Source organism: Rhizobacter sp. LjRoot28 (assembly GCF_964253025.1).
In the GTDB taxonomy this organism is placed as follows: domain Bacteria; phylum Pseudomonadota; class Gammaproteobacteria; order Burkholderiales; family Burkholderiaceae_C; genus Rhizobacter.
The window spans coordinates 2,858,036-2,874,594 of the sequence record NZ_CAXUQC020000001.1 but is presented as its reverse complement, the minus strand read 5'-3'; the positions used below and the strand labels follow the sequence as shown (position 1 = coordinate 2,874,594).

Here is a 16,559-nt window from a genome sequence, read left to right as displayed (position 1 = left end):
GCTGCGCGCGCGGTTGAGGGAGGTACCATTCCCACCATGACGAATGCCGATCCCCAAGAACTCGCCAAGTTCGGCGAGCTGGCCCACCGGTGGTGGGACCCCGAAAGCGAGTTTCGCCCACTGCACCAGATCAACCCGTTGCGCCTGGACTGGATCGACAGCCAGGCTCGCCTGAGCGGCAAGAAGGTTGTCGACATCGGGTGCGGCGGTGGCATCCTGAGCGACGCGATGGCCCGCAAGGGCGCCGACGTGCTGGGCATCGACCTGTCCACCAAGGTGCTGAAGGTGGCGCAGTTGCATGCCATGGAGGCCGGTACTCCCTCGGTGCAGTACCGCGAGGTGGCGGCCGAAGCCCTTGCCGCCGAGCAGCCCGCCCAGTTCGACGTGGTGACCTGCATGGAGATGATCGAGCACGTGCCCGATCCCTCGTCCATCGTCCAGGCCTGTGCGACGCTCGTGAAGCCGGGGGGGTGGGTGTTCTTCTCCACCATCAACCGCAACCCGAAGTCCTTCCTGTTCGCCATCGTCGGGGCCGAGCATCTGCTCAAGATGCTGCCCAAGGGCACGCACGAGTACGGCCGCTTCGTCCGGCCCAGCGAACTGGCCCAGTGGTGCCGCGATGCCGCGCTCGACATCACGGCCACCCGTGGCATGGAGCACAGCCCGTTGACGGGGCGCTACTGGCTCTCGGCCGACACGAGCGTGAACTACCTCGTCGCGTGTCGGCGTCCCGCATGATGTCGCCGGTCAGGGCCGTGCTGTTCGATCTGGACGGCACGCTCGTCGACAGCGCGCCCGACCTTGCCGGCGCGGGCAACGAGATGCGCGCGGCGCGCGGTCTCGAGCCGCTGCCCTATGAGCGCTTCCGACCGCTCGTGGGCACGGGTGCCCGCGGCATGGTCGGGGTGGCACTTGGCGTGCAGCCCGAGCACGCCGACTTCATTGCCCTCCGCGACGAGTTCCTGGCTCGCTACGAAGCGCGCATGACCTTCGGGACCGGCGTGTTCCCGGCGGTGGAGGGCATTCTCGAAGCGCTGGAGGGTCGAGGATTGCCCTGGGGCATCGTGACCAACAAGGCTCAGCGGTTCACCACCCCACTCGTGAAGGCGCTCGGCCTCGACCGGCGCGCCGCGACGGTGGTGAGCGGTGACACCACGCCCCACTCGAAGCCTCATCCGGCCCCGCTCCTGGAGGCGGCACGGCAGTTGAACCTTTTGCCCGAGACCTGCCTCTACGTGGGAGACGACTTGCGCGACGTGCAGGCGGGCCGTTCGGCTGGCATGCGCACCGTGGCAGTGTCGTGGGGTTACCTGGGCACGGGCGAGCCGATCGACGCATGGGGCGCCGACCACATCATCAATGTTCCCGATGAGCTCTTGAAACTGCCCGGAATGACCTAAACTACTTGATTCCTGGGGCCGACCTGGCTTCGACGCGGGTGCGGAGTCGGATCAGGGCATGCCGAGCACCAGTTCGCTCGTAAATCCACTGGATCAAAGTAACTGCGAACGACTCTACGTACGCCCTCGCCGCTTAAAACCGGTGAGCTTCGCAACAGTTGGCCGATGGGCTGGGTCTGAGGGGTAACCCGAAGACTGCGAAGTCATACACATTGGCTCGTCCCGAGGTGGGTCACTCACTTCGGGATCAAATCAAGTGACTCGGTTCTTGGGTAGCGTGTTGCTGCGCGACTCAGGGACTTAAAACCAAATCAGACAACTACGCATGTAGAACTGCCCGGCGATGGCTTGCGGACGCGGGTTCGATTCCCGCCGGCTCCACCATCATTCAAAAACCAACCGGTTTCCCCGGTTGGTTTTTTTTTGCCCGACCCCCGGCCGCCGTGCCGCCATGTGGTTCGGGCCGGGCCCGACCCTTGTCCTGCCGCTTCGCCGTCGGCACTGCAAGGCGTTGCCCTACAGGACGACTCCGGCTTGTCCGCTCCCCGGCGATCGGCGCGGTGGCCATCATCGTCGCGTCGTCACCACCGGAGTACGCGATGTCCTTTGCGCTCTACCTGACCGGGTTTCTCATCTTCATCGGCGGCGTGGCCTGGGGCCTTGTCGTCGCCGGCGTGCCCACGCTCTATGTCGCCATCGGTTCGGTGATCCTGCTGGGCATCGGCATGTTCACCGGCGTGTCGCGCACGCGGGGCAAGGACCCGTCGGCCTGACGCCAGAATGGAACTTGCTTGTCAGCGGGTGTCCCCCGGCTCGATCAACTGGGACTGCCGGATGCGCGTCTTCGACAGCGCGCCGGCCGACTCCAGGATCGGGTAGGCGATGGAGCAGATGTGCGAGTTGATTCGCTTCAGGTCGCTGATCAGGTCGATGTGCAGTGAGCTCGTCTCGATGCTCTGTGCCGTGTTGCCCCGCAGGCGGGCGAGGTGCGTCGCCGCGTACTCGTGTTCCAGGTCCCTGAAGCGAGCCTTCTCTTCGAGCAGGCGCTGGGCGTCGCGCACCTGGCCGTCAAGGAAGACGCTCATCGCAAGCCGGAGGTTGGCGATCAGCGCGTCGTGCAGGTGAGCGATCTCGGCCATGCCGGCGTCCGAAAAGCTGCGGTTCTTGCGAACCTTCTTGTCCTCGACGTCCTGGAGCACGCGCTCGATGGTGTCGCCCACCTGCTCCATGTTGATGGTGAACGACATGATGTCGGCCCAGCGTCGCCCCTCGCGTTCTGACAGCGCCTCTCGCGAGATCTGGGTGAGGTAGAACTTGATCGCGGCGTAGAGGTCATCCACCGCGTCGTCCATGCGCCGCAGCTGCTCGGCGAGCTGCAGGTCGTTGTTCCGGATCACCGGCATGATGCCGCGCAGCATGGTCTCGACAAGGTCGGCCTGGTGCAGCGCCTCGCGGGCCGCACAGCTGATCGCAAGCGACGGCGTGGCCAGGGCCATCGGGTCGAGGTGGCGCGGACGGGTCGAGGCCGCGTCGACGTCGGTGTCGCTCAGCCAGCGGTCCACCCAGCGGGCGATGGGGTGGGTGAAGCCGATGAAGACCAGGGCCAGTGCGATGTTGAAGGCGAGGTGGAAGGTCACCACCTGCTGGTGCACGCTCGGCACCCACTCCTGGAGCAGCACATGGGCATGGCCCAGGAACGGGATCGTGAGCAGCACGCCGATGGCCTTGAAGATCAGGTTGCCGACGGGCAGCCGGCGCACCGGCGCGCGCTGACCGCTGGTTGCGAACAAGGCGAGCAGCCCGCTGCCCACGTTGGCGCCCAGCACCAGTCCCAGAGCCACCGGCGCGGTGAGCAGGCCGGTCTCGGCGAGGGTGGCGGTGAGCAGCACGATCGCCAGGCTGGAGTACGACAGCACCGTCAACGCGGCGCCGACCAGGATGTCGAGGAGGATCTCCTGCGGCAGCGCCACCAGCAGCGCGCGCACCGCGGGCGAAGCGGTCATGGGGCGCGTGGCTTCGACGATCAGGTGCAGGGCGAGGGTGATGAGGCCGAGGCCGATCAGCACGCGCCCGATGCGGCCGGCGACGCTCGCCTGCCGTGTGATGAACATGACGACGCCGAGCACGATCAGCAGCGGCGACAGCCAGGACAGGTCGAACGAGAAGACCACCGCCATCAGCGAGCTGCCCACGTCGGCCCCGAGCATGACGGCCAGCGCGGCGGCGGTGGTGACGAGCCCCTTGCCCACGAACGAGGCGACGATCAGGCAGGTGGCCGTGCCTGACTGCACGACGGTGGTGACCCCGAATCCGGCGGCCAGGCCCTTGAAGCGGTTGCCGAAGCTGCGTGACAGCACGAGCCGGAGGTTTTCTCCGAAGACCCGCAGCACACCGGTGCGGACGATGTGGGTGCCCCAGACGAGCAGGGCGATGGCGGCGAGCAGGTTCAGCAGGGACTGCATGAAAGCGGGGACCTCCTGGCGGGCGGCGACCGCACGATGCGGCGCTGCTGCCCCAGTCTATCCCCGGCGAGCCGGGTTCGCCGCTCAGAGCGGCATCAGGCCCAACGGCATGCTTTCGGCGAAGACCGGGTTGTCGTCATCGCCATGCGCGACAACGGCGCAGTTGCGGCCCTGCCGCTTCGCCTCGTAGAGGGCCTGGTCCGCCCGGTGAAGCGCGGCGTCGATGGTTTCGCCCGGGTGGACTTCGACCACGCCAAAGCTCAGCCCCACCGGCACCGGGCGATCGCCCGCCAGCGGGTGCACGATGCGCGCGGCCACCGCGATGGCATCGGCGGAGGAGGTGGCCGGGAGCAGCACGACGAATTCGTCGCCGCCCAGACGCCCGGCCACATCACCGACCCGCAGGCATTCACGCACGCTGCGCGACACCTCGCACAGGGCTTCGTCGCCGGCCTTGTGGCCGAACCGGTCGTTGATGCCCTTGAAGTGGTCGATGTCGAACATCAGCAGGGCGGCGCCCGCGGCACCGTGGCTCGTCAGGCTGCGGGTGGCCAGTTCATGGAAGTGGCGCCGGTTCGGCACCTGGGTGAGCATGTCCATGTTGGCGAGTTCGCGCAGCTGCCGCTGCGACTCGCCCAGGTCGTGCTGGGTGCGCTCGTAGGTGAGCAGCAGGGCGAGGTAGACCATCACCAGCGACAGCGCCACGACGATCCCGGCTCCGGCCAGCAGCAGGTGCTGGGTCGAGTCCGGGTCCTGAGGCAGCAACACGCCTTGCAACAGCCGCCAGACGTGCATGGCGCATGACACGCCGAGGGCCACGGTCAGCGTCTTGAGCCCGGCGCTGGTGGCGAAGTCGTCGAGCCGGGCGAGCAGCGTGGCGGTGTAGAGCAGCAGGGTGCCGGCGGCGAACGAGAACGCGGCAATCCGCCAGACCAGGTCGGCCTGCGCCACCCAGGTCGTCAACCAGACGAGGTAGCAGCCCACGAGCAGGGCCCAGTCGAACGCCGCGGGCAGCGCCATGCCGCTGCGCTGGTAGAAGCGGCGAAGGCCGGCGAGCAGCAGGACCGGCCACTGCAGCATCAGCAGGTTGGCCAGGGGCAGCAGGTCGGGGTGGCTGTCCCGGAGCAGGTGGAGCGCCAGGCCCACGGTGGCGAGCGCCTGCGCGGCCGTCCAGTGACAGTAGCCCCGGTAGGTGCGTTGCGAAAAACCGAACAGCACCATTAGGCACGCCGACATGCCCATGGCGAGCACGGAGCACAGCAGCAGGGTGGGTGGGTGGAGGTCCATGGCAGTGTCAGAATCCGGGCTTGATTTTCCGGTGCGCCCGCGAGATTCGATTCCCCCTGAGGAACGAGGCGCACCCCACCGGCTCCCCCCAAAGGGTGGAGTCGGCCCCCCGGCGAAGCAACTTTCTGGAGAGATCAACGTGGCAATGGACGTGGTGGACTTCGATATCAAGGGTTCGGAGATGCAGTTCGTCGAGGTCGAGCTCGACCCCGGCGAGGCAGCGGTCGGTGAAGCGGGCAGCCTCATGTTCATGGACGCCGGCATCGGCATGGACACCGTCTTCGGCGACGGCTCGGCCGGGCAGGGCGGATTCCTCGGCAAGCTCTTCGGCGCCGGCAAGCGCCTCATCACCGGCGAGTCGCTCTTCACGACCGTCTACACCAACCAGTCCTCCCGCAAGCTGCGCGTGGCGTTCGCCGCACCGTACCCGGGCAAGATCCTGCCGATGGACCTGTCCAAGCTCGGCGGCATGCTGATCTGCCAGAAGGATGCGTTCCTGTGCGCCGCCAAGGGCGTGTCGCTCGGCATTCACTTCCAGCAGAAGCTGTCGGTGGGCTTCTTCGGCGGCGAGGGGTTCATCATGCAGAAGCTCGAGGGCGATGGTCTTGCCTTCGTCCACGCCGGTGGCACCGTGGTCCGCCGGGACCTGCAGCCCGGCGAGACGCTGATGGTCGACACGGGTTGCCTGGTGGCATTCACCCCCAGCGTCAATTTCGAGATCCAGTACGTCGGCAAGATCAAGACGGCCCTGTTCGGCGGTGAAGGCCTCTTCTTCGCCAAGGTCACCGGCCCGGGAACGGTCTGGCTGCAGAGCCTGCCCTTCTCGCGCCTGGCGTCGCGCGTGTTCGCGGCAGCGCCCCAGCGCGGCGGTGGCGGCCAGGGCGAAGGCTCGGTGCTCGGCGGCTTCGCCACCGGCGGCTTGCTCGGCGGTTTGCTCGGCGGCGACGACGAGTAACGCGATGGCCGGCGGCCCGCCCGCCGGCCCGTTATCCTGCTCCCATGACCCTGTTCCTCGATTCCCTGTGGCGTGCCGCGGCGTACTGCCTGCACTTCCGCGTCATTCTGTACTCGCTGCTGCCGCTGGTGGTGATGGTGGCGTTGGGCTTCGGGGCCGGGTGGTTCTTCTGGGAGCCGGCCATGGATGCCGTGGCGGGCATGCTGGACTCCTGGAAGCTCGTCAACGCGGCCCACGAATGGCTGTCGAGCGTCGGGCTCTCGGGCCTGAAGGCGGTGCTGCCGCCGCTGGTCGTGGTGCTGGTCGCCACGCCGGTCATCGTGGTGCTGTCGCTGTTGGCGGTGGCCACGCTCATGACGCCGGCCATGGTCAACCTCGTCGCGGCCCGGCGCTTTCCCAGCCTGACGAAGCTCCATGGCGGCTCGTTCCTGTCGAGCCTGCTGGGCGGGGCCGCGGCCACCGTCGTGGCCCTGGTGGCGATTGTGATCTCGATGCCGTTCTGGCTCATTCCGCCGCTCGTGCTGCTGCTTCCGCCCCTCATCTGGGGCTGGCTCACGTACCGGGTGCTGACCTACGACGTGCTGGCCGACCACGCCAGCCGGGAGGAGCGCCGGGAGCTCGTGAAGCGCCATCGGCCGGCACTCGTGGGCATGGGCATCATCACCGGCTACTTCGGCGCGGCACCCTCGCTGGTCTGGGCGTCGGGCTGGATGTTCGTCGCGGCGGCTCCCGTGCTGATCCCGGTGGCGATCTGGATCTACACCCTGGTGTTCGCCTTTTCGTCGCTCTGGTTCGCCCACTTCGCGCTGTCGGCCTTGCAGAACCTGCGCGCCGAGCGCGATGCGGCGCCTGCGGTCCTCGGGCCCCGACTCACCGAGCCCGAGGACGCGACCCTGCCTCCTCTCCTTCCACCCCTTTGAACCTGCCATGAACTTCGGCCTCATCATCGTCGGCGACGAAATCCTCTCGGGCAAGCGGCAGGACAAGCACCTGGCCAAGGTGATTGAACTGCTCGGCGCACGTGGCCTGTCGCTCGCATGGGCGCGCTATGTCGGCGACGACCCCGACCGCATCGCGGCCGACCTGAAGGACGCCTTCGCGGCGGCCGAGCGCCATGGCGACATGGTGTTCAGCTGCGGCGGCATCGGCGCCACGCCCGACGACCACACCCGGCAGAGCGCCGCCCGCGCCCTCGATCGCCCGCTGGCGCTGCATCCGCGGGCGCGCGACCTGATCCTGGAACGCATGCGCGAGACCGCGGCCGAGCAGGGCGTGCCCTTCGAACCCGACCGTTCGGACAACATCCACCGCCTCAACATGGGCGTGTTCCCGGAAGGCGCCGACATCATCCCGAACCCCTACAACAAGATCGCCGGTTTCTCGGTCAAGGCCGGCGAGGGCGCGGTCTGGTTCGTGCCGGGCTTCCCCGTCATGGCCTGGCCGATGATCGAGTGGGTCCTCGACGAACGCCTGCCTCACCTCCACCGTGCCGATCGCCAGCGCGAGCAATCGGTGATCGTCTACGGCGCGATGGAAGCGGCGCTCACGCCGCTCATGGAAGACGTCGAGGCTCGCTTCCCGGGCATCAAGGTGTTCAGCCTGCCAAGCGTCGATCATCCTCAGCACGGTCGACATATCGAGCTCGGGGTGAAGGGCAGTGGCGACCTGCTGGCGCCGGCGTACGCCCACCTGGTGGCCGGCCTGCGCCAGCATGGTGCAAAGATGGGCCCTGAATTGGTGCGCTAACCTCCCGTGATTCGCCCTGGTCTGGTGCGAATAGTGGCCATTCCTGTCGCCGTTTCAGGGCCGTGCGTCGCGGGGCGGCCATATGCTCCGGCGTGCGATGCGCCGCGCTCGAAAGCCGTGCGGCCCTGTCCGAGTCGGGGTCGTTTCGGGCATGCTTTCTGCTACATTCCTGTGCGCATTTCAGCACCCGTCGCAGGGACTGAAAAGCCTGTTCACCCACCGAATCCACCCCCGCCCAAAAGCGCCTCGCTAGGAGTTCCTGATGGCAAAGACCGTCGCCGACGTGATGAATCTGGTGAAGGAAAACGAAGTCAAGTTCGTCGATTTCCGTTTCACCGACACCCGCGGCAAAGAGCAGCACGTGACCGTGCCCGTGTCCCACTTTGATGAAGACAAGTTCACGTCGGGCCACGCCTTCGACGGCTCGTCCATCGCGGGCTGGAAGGGCATCGAAGCCTCGGACATGCAGCTGATGCCTGACCCGAACACGGCGAACATCGACCCCTTCTTCGAAGAGCCGACGCTGATCCTCACCTGCGACGTGATCGAGCCGGGCGACGGCAAGCCGTACGAGCGCGATCCGCGTTCGCTGGCCAAGCGCGCCGAAGCCTACATGAAGGCCTCGGGCCTCGGTGACACCGCCTTCTTCGGTCCGGAACCCGAGTTCTTCGTCTTCGACAACGTGCGTTGGTCGAACGACATGTCCGGCTGCTTCTCGAAGATCGAATCCGAGGAAGCCTCCTGGAACACGGGCAAGGAATACGAGCACGGCAACTCGGGCCACCGCCCGGCCGTCAAGGGTGGCTACTTCCCCGTGCCGCCGGTCGACAGCGCGCAGGACATGCGCTCCGAGATGTGCCTCGTGCTGGAGTCGCTCGGCATCCCCGTCGAAGTCCACCACCACGAAGTGGCCAACGCCGGCCAGATGGAAATCGGCACCCGTTTCAGCACGCTGATCCAGCGCGCCGACTGGGTTCAGCTGCAGAAGTACGTGATCCACAACGTGGCTCACTCCTATGGCAAGACCGCCACCTTCATGCCGAAGCCGATCGTCGGCGACAACGGCTCAGGCATGCACGTGCACCAGTCGGTCTGGAAGGACGGCAAGAACCTGTTCGCCGGTGACGGCTACGCCGGCCTGTCCGAGTTCGCCCTGTTCTACATCGGCGGCCTCATCAAGCACGCTCGCGCGCTGAACGCCATCACGAACCCCGGCACGAACAGCTACAAGCGGCTCGTCCCCGGCTTCGAAGCCCCGGTGAAGCTGGCCTACTCGGCGAAGAACCGCTCGGCCTCGATCCGCATTCCCTACGTGGCGAACCCGAAGGGCCGTCGCGTGGAAGCCCGCTTCCCGGATCCCCTGATGAACCCGTACCTCGGTTTCTCGGCGATGCTGATGGCCGGCCTGGACGGCGTGGAAAACAAGATCCATCCGGGCGAAGCCGCCAGCAAGGACCTGTACCACCTGCCCCCGGAAGAGGACAAGCTGATCCCGACGGTCTGCCACAGCCTCGACCAGGCCCTGGAATACCTCGACAAGGACCGCGCGTTCCTGACCAAGGGTGGCGTGTTCACCGACTCGTACATCGACGCCTACATCGACCTGAAGATGCAGGAAGTGACCCGCTTCCGGATGGCCACCCATCCGATCGAGTTCGACATGTACTACAGCCTGTGATGCACGCGGCGGCCTGAGGGCCGCCTCGCTGCAGCGCACGAAAGGGACGGCTTCGGCCGTCCCTTTTGCTTGGGGCGTGATTTGTTGACGTTTGCCCAGGGGAACGTCTGGTGACATGCGGGGTCTGCCCCAGGAGCGGCATGTTCGGCCACAATGAGGTGTTCCGATGGCTGCACGAGGGATGAGACAAAGGTGATGCGCATGAGCCGAGTGGGTCAAACAACCGCGATGGTCCTCGCACTGGCATGCGCCAGCGGGGGCGCCTTCGCGCAGAGCGAGTCCGGCAAGCCGGTCTACCGCTGCCCGGGCACGCCCGTGCTCTACACCGACAGCCTGTCGGCGAAGGAAGCCAAGGAGAAGGGCTGCACCACGCTGGAGGGCGCGCCCATCACCGTGATTGCCTCGCCGCGGCGAAGCGCGGCCCCGTCGGCTGGAGCGGGCACGTCCCCGGCCGCCACCTCGCCGCGCCCCGACGCCCGCGTCGACCCGAACGACCAGCGCATGCGCGACAACGACGCGCGCCGCATCCTCGAGCTCGAGCTGCGCCGCGAAGAGGAAGCCCTGGCGGCCCTCAAGAAGGAATACAACAACGGCGAGCCGGAGCGTCGCGGCGACGAGCGCAACTACCAGAAGTACCTCGACCGCGTGGCCGAACTCAAGGCCAGCCTGGCGCGCAAGGAAAGCGACGTCGCCGCGCTCAAGCGGGAACTCGGCAAGCTCCAGTGACCACCGTCTCGTCGTCGGCGCTGCCAGCCGGCGCCAGTTCGGCCTGGAATGCCTTCGATCACCTGGCCACCATGGTGGCGGTGGTCCAGCACGACGGCGCTTGCGTGTTCGCCAATGCGGCCTTCGAGAACGTCCTCGGGCTCTCGCGCCGCAACGTGCTGCGCGGCTCCCTGTTCGACTGGTTCGTCGAGGCGCAGATCGTGCGCGACACCGTCACCGCGGTGTCTCGCAACGATTTCTCCACCAGTCGCTTCGACGGCCTCCTCAAGCGGCCTCTCGCCGCGCACGGCGAACCCTTGCCAGTGCACGTGATCGTGAACCAGATGGATGCCGGCGAGCTCGTCATCGTCGAACTCGTCGAGATCGAGCAGCAGACCCGCCAGGACCGCGAAGAGCGCGCACTCGGCCAGGCCCAGGCCAACAAGGAACTCATCCGCAACCTGGCCCACGAGATCAAGAACCCGCTCGGGGGCATTCGCGGCGCAGCGCAGCTGCTCGAGATGGAAGTCGATTCGCGGGCGCTCACCGAGTACACCCAGGTCATCATCAACGAGGCCGACCGGCTGCAGGCCCTCGTCGACCGCCTGCTCGCCCCGCACCGCAAGCCCCATGTGGTGAGCGACGTCAACATCCACGAGGTGTGTGAACGGGTGCGTTCACTGATCCTCGCCGAATTCCCGCGCGGCCTCACGGTCCAGCGCGACTACGACACCTCCATCCCCGAATTCCGTGGCGACCGGGAACAGCTCATCCAGGCCGTGCTCAACATCGCGCACAACGCGGCCCAGGCCCTGGTCGACCGCATCGGCGAGGGCGACGCCCGCATCATCCTGCGCACCCGCATCGCACGGCAGGTCACGCTGGGCAAGCAACGCTACCGACTGGCACTGGAATTGCATATCGATGACAACGGCCCGGGTGTCCCCGAGTCGATCCGGGATCGCATCTTCTACCCTCTGGTATCGGGACGCGATGGCGGGTCGGGCTTGGGACTTACGCTGGCGCAGACGTTCGTGCAACAACACCAGGGCATGATCGAATGCGAAAGCCAACCGGGCCAGACCCTTTTCAAGATCGTGATTCCTCTGCCTTGAGCCTTGCGGCTCGTGTCGGGGGAGCACAACCACAGGCACGGCATGAAACCCATCTGGATCGTTGACGACGACCAATCCATCCGCTTCGTGTTGGAGAAGGCACTGGCCCGCGAGGAGCTGGCCGTCCGCAGCTTCACCAACCCGCGTGACGTGCTGCTCGCGCTGGATACCGAAGCACCTCAGGTGCTCGTCTCCGACATCCGCATGCCGGGCGGCTCCGGCATCGACCTGCTCACGCAGGTGAAGGAGCGCCACCCAGGCCTGCCCGTCATCATCATGACGGCCTACTCCGACCTGGACAGCGCCGTCAGCGCCTTCCAGGGGGGCGCCTTCGAATACCTGCCCAAGCCCTTCGACGTGCCCAAGGCCGTCGAGCTGATCCGGCGTGCCGTCGACGAAAGCATGCGCGAGGAAGTGCTCGACGAGCGCACCGCGCAGATGCCCGAGATGCTCGGCCAGGCGCCGGCCATGCAGGACGTCTTCCGCGCGATCGGCCGGCTGAGCCAGAGCATCGTCACCGTGCTCATCACGGGTGAGTCCGGCTCCGGCAAGGAGCTCGTCGCCCATGCGCTGCACAAGCACAGCCCGCGCGCGGCCGGCCCCTTCGTGGCCATCAACACGGCGGCCATCCCGAAGGACCTGCTGGAGTCCGAACTCTTCGGCCACGAGCGCGGTGCGTTCACCGGGGCACAGACCACCCGCCGCGGGCGCTTCGAGCAGGCCGATGGCGGCACGCTGTTCCTCGACGAGATCGGCGACATGCCCTTCGACCTGCAGACGCGCTTGCTGCGCGTCCTCAGCGACGGGCAGTTCTACCGCGTCGGCGGGCACAACCCGCTGCGCAGCAACGTCCGCGTGATTGCCGCGACCCATCAGAACCTGGAGGAGCGGGTCAAGCTCGGCGCCTTCCGTGAGGACCTGTTCCATCGCCTGAACGTGATCCGCCTGCGCCTGCCGGCGCTGCGCGAGCGGCGAGAGGACGTGCCCGCCCTGGCGCGCTTCTTCATGCAGAAGAGCGCCAAGGAACTCGGCGTCGAGGCCAAGCGCATCACGGAGGCGGCGCTCGCGCGCCTGATGCAGTTCGACTTCCCCGGCAACGTCCGGCAGCTCGAGAACATCTGCCATTGGCTGACCGTGATGGCGCCGGCGCAGGTGGTGGAGCCGAAAGACCTGCCCCCTGAGCTGATGGGCGGCGAGGCCAGTGCGCCGTCGCAGGCGCGCCCCGTGGCGCAGGCGCCCGTGCTGGTGGAGGGGCATGCCGTCGAGCACAACACCGCCCCCGCGCCCATGCCGGCGAGCTGGCCGCTCTCGGCCGCGTTGTCCGGCAGCGCAATCGAGCCCGTGATGTCGCCGACCGCGGCCGCATCCGCACCGGCCGTCGCCGCACCCATGCCCACGCACTGGCTGTCCGACCTGGAACGCGAGTCACGCAGCATGCTGCAGGCCGGCATGCCGGACGTGTGGGACACGCTCACCCGCAAGTTCGAGGCGCAGCTCATTCACACCGCGCTCGAGATCACCCGGGGCCGCCGCATCGAGGCGGCACAGAAGCTCGGCATCGGGCGCAACACGATCACCCGCAAGATCCAGGAACTCGGCCTGGAAGACTGAACCGTCCCGCAAGACAGGAGGCCGCCGTGGCCTCCTTTCGCGTCGGTCAGTCCAACGAGATCTCGGCGATCACCGGTGCGTGGTCGCTGGGTCGCTCGTTCTTGCGCGGCGCCTTGTCGATCACGCACTGCCGTGTGCTGCCGCGCAGGGCGTCGCTCACCAGGATGTGGTCGATCCGCAGCCCCTGGTTCTTGCGAAAGGCGAGGTTGCGGTAGTCCCACCACGTCCAGGGCTTCGGCGGTTGGTCCTCGAAGAGGCGGAAGGCATCGTGCAGGCCCAGCGCGACCAGCCCGGCGAACTGCGCTCGTTCCTCGGCGGTGCAATGGATCTGGCCGGCCCACAGGACGGGGTCGTGCACATCCCGGTCCTCCGGGGCGATGTTGTAGTCACCCAGCAGCACGAGCCGCGGGTGCCGAGCCAGCTCCTCGGCCAGCCAGCGGTTGAGCGCGTCGATCCAGCCCATCTTGTACGCGAACTTCTCGGTGCCGGGCGCCTGCCCGTTCGGGAAGTACGCGCCGACGATCCGCACGCCGTCCACGGTGGCCGCGATGACGCGCGCCTGCGGGTCGTCGAGCAGGGGAATGTTGCGCACCACCTCCGTCGCCGGCGTCCGCGACAGCAGCGCCACACCGTTGTAGGTCTTCTGGCCGAACCACTCCGCCCGGTAGCCGGCCGCCTCGATCTCGGCGGCCGGGAACTTGTCGTCGGTGAGCTTGGTTTCCTGGATGCACAGCACGTCCGGCTGATGGGCGGCAAGCCAGTCGAGCACCTGCGGCAGGCGGATGGCGAGGGAGTTGACGTTCCAGGTGGCGATCTTCAAGGGGCACCCATGTGAGGTTCTGCAGGCAAGCGCGCATCGTACTCGCAGCAACTGCAGACGCGCCCCTGCGGGTCGTCAGGACTTGCCGTGCGTCCAGCCGTCCCACAGTTCCCGGAAGCTGGCCGCGACGACCTGACGCGCCTCCGCGTCTCCCTGCAACAGGGCCTTCAGGTAGTGCCGCACCTGCTTGGCGCTGACATGGGGCGGCAGCGGCGGCACGGTCGGGTCCGTCACCACCTCGACGAGTACCGGGCGATCGGCCCGGAGCGCCTCGTCCCAGGCCGGCCCCACGTCGTCGGGCCGGTCGACGCGCAGTCCCTTGAGGCCCAGCAGTCGGGCGTACTCCGCGTAGGGGAAGGCCGGCAGATCCTGGGAGTCAGCGAACTTCGGGTCGCCCGCCGTGATGCGCTGCTCCCACGTCACCATGTTCAAGTCGCCGTTGTTGAGCACCAGCACGATGAGGCGGGGGTCCTGCCATTCGCGCCACCGGTGCGCCACCGTCACGAGCGCATTGATGCCGATCATCTGCATCGCCCCGTCGCCCACCAGCGCGAACGCCGGCCGGCCGGGGAACGCCATCTTGGCCGCCAGCGCATACGGCATGGCGGCGCCCATGGTGGCGAGGCCTCCGGACAGCGAGCCCAGCATGCCGGGCTGGGCCTTCAGGTCGCGGGCATACCAGGCGGCGCAGGTGCCCGAGTCGCAGGCAATGATGCTGTCTGCCGGCAAGCGAGGAGAGAGTTCCCAGAAGACCCGCTGCGGGTTGACAGGGTTCGCCTCGTTCATGGCGCGCGCCTCCAGCACGCGCCACCAGTCCTTGACCTTCTCCTCGATGTGGGTGCGCCAGCGGCGATCGGTCTTGCGCTGCAACCGTGGCAACAGGGCCTCGAGGGTAAGGCGGCTGTCGCCCGCCAGGTTCACCTCCATCGGGTAGCGGAGCGAAAGGCTTCGACCGTCGATGTCGATTTGCACGCCGCGGGCGCGCCCCTCGGCCGGCAGGAACTCCGAATAGGGAAAGCTGGAGCCCACCATCAGCAAGGTGTCGCACCCGTTCATCAATTCCCAGCTCGGCTGGGTGCCCAGCAGGCCGATGGCGCCAGTCACGAAGGGCAGGTCGTCCGGCACCACCATCTTGCCGAGCAGCGCCTTCGCAATGCCGGCACCGAGCCGGTCGGCCACCTGGAGCAGGGCATCACCCGCCTGCAGTGCACCTGCGCCCGCGAGGATGGCGACCCGCTCGCCGGCGTTCAGCACGTCGGCGGCGGCCTGGAGTTCCGCTTCTCCCGGCAGGGCATGGCGGGCCGCATGGCCGAGCCCGGTGTGCACCGTCCCGTGTTGGCGGGGAGGTGTCTCCACGGCGGGCAGTTCCTGCAAGTCGTGCGGCACGATGATGCAGGTCACGGCCCGCTGGTCGCGCGCGATGCGCATGGCACGGTCCACCAGGTGTCGCACCTGGGCGGGCACCATGGCGGTCTGCACGTACTCGTGTGCCACGTCCTTGAACAGGCTGTGCAGGTCGACCTCCTGCTGGTAGTCACCGCCCATGGCCGAGCGGGCTGCCTGGCCGACGATCGCCACCACCGACGTGTGGTCGGCCTTGGCATCGTAGAGGCCGTTCAGCAGGTGGATGGCGCCGGGGCCGGAGGTCGCAAGGCACACGCCTACCTCACCGGTGTACTTCGCGTGGGCCGTGGCCATGAAGGCGGCCAGTTCTTCATGACGCGCCTGCACGAAGCTCATGTCCTGCTTCATGCGGCCGAAGGCACCCACCAAGCCGTTGATGCCGTCGCCGGGATACCCGAAGACGCGGCGCACGCCCCAGGCGTGCAGTCGCTGAAGAATCTGATCGCTGACGGTGATGCCCATGCCGGTCCTCCTGCTGCTGTTGTTGCCAGCGTTCGGCAAGCGGCATTCCGCCGCCCGCCGTCAGGGCTTGCGGCGGTAGGTCACGAACGCGTAGGGACGGCCTTCGGGATCGGTGTGCGGTTCGCGGGAGACTTCCGTGTAGGCCGCCCGGTTCCACGCGGGGAAGAAGGCGTCCGCTTCGAACGCTGCATCCACTTCCGTGAGCACCAGCTCGTCCGCCAGGGGCAGGGCGGCCGCGTACAGCTGGGCGCCTCCGATCACGAAGACCTGGGTCGCGTCGCCCGCCAGGGCCAGGGCCAGGGCCGCGTCCAGGGACAGGGCCGCTTCGGCACCGTCCGCGGACCAGGCCGGATTGCGGGTGACCACGATGTTGCGTCGCCCGGGCAGGGGACGGAAACGCGCGGGCAGCGAGTCCCAGGTGCGCCGCCCCATCACCACCGGATGGCCCAGCGTCGTGCTGCGAAAGCGCTGCTGGTCCTCGCGGGTGCGCCAGAGGAGGTCGTTGTCGCGACCGATCTCACCGTTGCGGCCGACGGCCGCCACCAGGGCAATGCGCATTCAGGCGAATCCTCTTGAAATGACCTTGCCGCAGCAAGGATGGCCGGCCGCTGCGCGCGCCGAGGGTCCCGTTGCCGCATCGGAGCGGACTTCACAAGGCGAGCGCCGTTCGGTGACGCCAGGGAACATCGACAGTCGGGTCATCGTCAGCGGATCGGGGCAAAAGGCATGCACGGGAGGGGAGCCCGCAAAGCTCATCCAGGCCCCGCGGGGCTTGGCGTCTGGAGAGCGACCGAGCGACCGTCGGGCGCGCCACACCGTGCGGAACCCTGCCATGTTATCGCGCTGCGACGGCCACTGCTCACTGCGTGATCAGAGCACGCCCGGACGTTCCGAGCCATGGCGCCCACTTCGCC

At 67.6% G+C, this 16,559-nt stretch carries 15 protein-coding genes and 1 other RNA gene; 11 read left to right on the top strand and 5 right to left on the bottom strand.

What is annotated here, in order from left to right:
- Positions 1–36 precede the first annotated feature (36 nt).
- The 4 genes from ubiG to ACSQ2F_RS13125 all read left to right on the top strand — a co-directional run bounded on the left by ubiG (position 37) and on the right by ACSQ2F_RS13125 (position 2,173).
- Positions 37–738, top strand: a complete 702-nt coding sequence (gene ubiG, locus ACSQ2F_RS13140) for a bifunctional 2-polyprenyl-6-hydroxyphenol methylase/3-demethylubiquinol 3-O-methyltransferase UbiG (protein ID WP_436023462.1) — start codon at positions 37–39, stop codon at positions 736–738.
- Positions 735–1,400, top strand: coding sequence for a phosphoglycolate phosphatase (gph, locus tag ACSQ2F_RS13135; RefSeq protein WP_436023460.1), 666 nt, complete (start codon positions 735–737; stop codon positions 1,398–1,400). The genes ubiG and gph overlap by 4 nt, the downstream gene beginning before the upstream one ends.
- A 14-nt stretch (positions 1,401–1,414) precedes the next feature.
- Positions 1,415–1,784: a transfer-messenger RNA gene (ssrA, locus tag ACSQ2F_RS13130) on the top strand.
- A 215-nt stretch (positions 1,785–1,999) separates the two neighbouring features.
- On the top strand, positions 2,000–2,173 hold the full coding sequence (locus tag ACSQ2F_RS13125; RefSeq protein ID WP_436023458.1) for a hypothetical protein: 174 nt from the start codon (positions 2,000–2,002) through the stop codon (positions 2,171–2,173).
- 21 nt (positions 2,174–2,194) lie between these two features.
- On the opposite strand, the gene ACSQ2F_RS13120 is transcribed toward ACSQ2F_RS13125, so the two are convergent.
- Both ACSQ2F_RS13120 and ACSQ2F_RS13115 read right to left on the bottom strand, forming a co-directional pair.
- Positions 2,195–3,862 carry a Na/Pi cotransporter family protein gene (locus tag ACSQ2F_RS13120; RefSeq protein ID WP_436023456.1) on the bottom strand — a complete coding sequence of 556 codons (1,668 nt, stop codon included), beginning with the start codon at positions 3,860–3,862 and terminating at the stop codon, positions 2,195–2,197.
- Between the two features lie 84 nt (positions 3,863–3,946).
- Positions 3,947–5,149 (bottom strand): GGDEF domain-containing protein, encoded by a 1,203-nt coding sequence (locus tag ACSQ2F_RS13115; RefSeq protein ID WP_436023454.1) that lies wholly within the window; start codon positions 5,147–5,149, stop codon positions 3,947–3,949.
- Positions 5,150–5,288: 139 nt separating this feature from the next.
- On the opposite strand from ACSQ2F_RS13115, the gene ACSQ2F_RS13110 reads away from it, so the two are divergent.
- From ACSQ2F_RS13110 to ntrC, 7 genes are all read left to right on the top strand, one after another.
- The gene (locus ACSQ2F_RS13110; protein ID WP_436023452.1) at positions 5,289–6,104 is read left to right on the top strand and encodes a TIGR00266 family protein; all 816 of its coding nucleotides are present in this window, start codon (positions 5,289–5,291) and stop codon (positions 6,102–6,104) included.
- A 44-nt stretch (positions 6,105–6,148) separates the two neighbouring features.
- Positions 6,149–7,024, top strand: a complete 876-nt coding sequence (locus ACSQ2F_RS13105) for an EI24 domain-containing protein (protein ID WP_436023450.1) — start codon at positions 6,149–6,151, stop codon at positions 7,022–7,024.
- A gap of 7 nt (positions 7,025–7,031) precedes the next feature.
- Complete coding sequence (locus ACSQ2F_RS13100; protein ID WP_436023448.1) at positions 7,032–7,850, top strand: competence/damage-inducible protein A; 819 nt, start codon at positions 7,032–7,034, stop codon at positions 7,848–7,850.
- A gap of 262 nt (positions 7,851–8,112) precedes the next feature.
- Complete coding sequence (gene glnA / locus ACSQ2F_RS13095) at positions 8,113–9,528, top strand: type I glutamate--ammonia ligase (RefSeq protein ID WP_436023446.1); 1,416 nt, start codon at positions 8,113–8,115, stop codon at positions 9,526–9,528.
- 201 nt (positions 9,529–9,729) lie between these two features.
- The gene (locus ACSQ2F_RS13090; RefSeq protein ID WP_436023444.1) at positions 9,730–10,254 is read left to right on the top strand and encodes a hypothetical protein; all 525 of its coding nucleotides are present in this window, start codon (positions 9,730–9,732) and stop codon (positions 10,252–10,254) included.
- Between the two features lie 71 nt (positions 10,255–10,325).
- Positions 10,326–11,348, top strand: coding sequence for a nitrogen regulation protein NR(II) (gene glnL / locus ACSQ2F_RS13085; RefSeq protein ID WP_436026814.1), 1,023 nt, complete (start codon positions 10,326–10,328; stop codon positions 11,346–11,348).
- Positions 11,349–11,390: 42 nt separating this feature from the next.
- The gene (gene ntrC / locus ACSQ2F_RS13080; protein ID WP_436023442.1) at positions 11,391–12,959 is read left to right on the top strand and encodes a nitrogen regulation protein NR(I); all 1,569 of its coding nucleotides are present in this window, start codon (positions 11,391–11,393) and stop codon (positions 12,957–12,959) included.
- Positions 12,960–13,005: 46 nt separating this feature from the next.
- Here the strand turns inward: ntrC and ACSQ2F_RS13075 are convergent, their stop codons facing one another.
- The 3 genes from ACSQ2F_RS13075 to ACSQ2F_RS13065 all read right to left on the bottom strand — a co-directional run bounded on the left by ACSQ2F_RS13075 (position 13,006) and on the right by ACSQ2F_RS13065 (position 16,203).
- Complete coding sequence (locus tag ACSQ2F_RS13075; RefSeq protein ID WP_436023440.1) at positions 13,006–13,779, bottom strand: exodeoxyribonuclease III; 774 nt, start codon at positions 13,777–13,779, stop codon at positions 13,006–13,008.
- Positions 13,780–13,854: 75 nt separating this feature from the next.
- Positions 13,855–15,645 carry a thiamine pyrophosphate-requiring protein gene (locus ACSQ2F_RS13070; RefSeq protein ID WP_436023438.1) on the bottom strand — a complete coding sequence of 597 codons (1,791 nt, stop codon included), beginning with the start codon at positions 15,643–15,645 and terminating at the stop codon, positions 13,855–13,857.
- A 60-nt stretch (positions 15,646–15,705) separates the two neighbouring features.
- Positions 15,706–16,203: a dihydrofolate reductase gene (locus ACSQ2F_RS13065; protein WP_436023436.1), complete on the bottom strand. Its 498-nt coding sequence runs from the start codon at positions 16,201–16,203 to the stop codon at positions 15,706–15,708.
- Positions 16,204–16,559 lie beyond the last annotated feature (356 nt).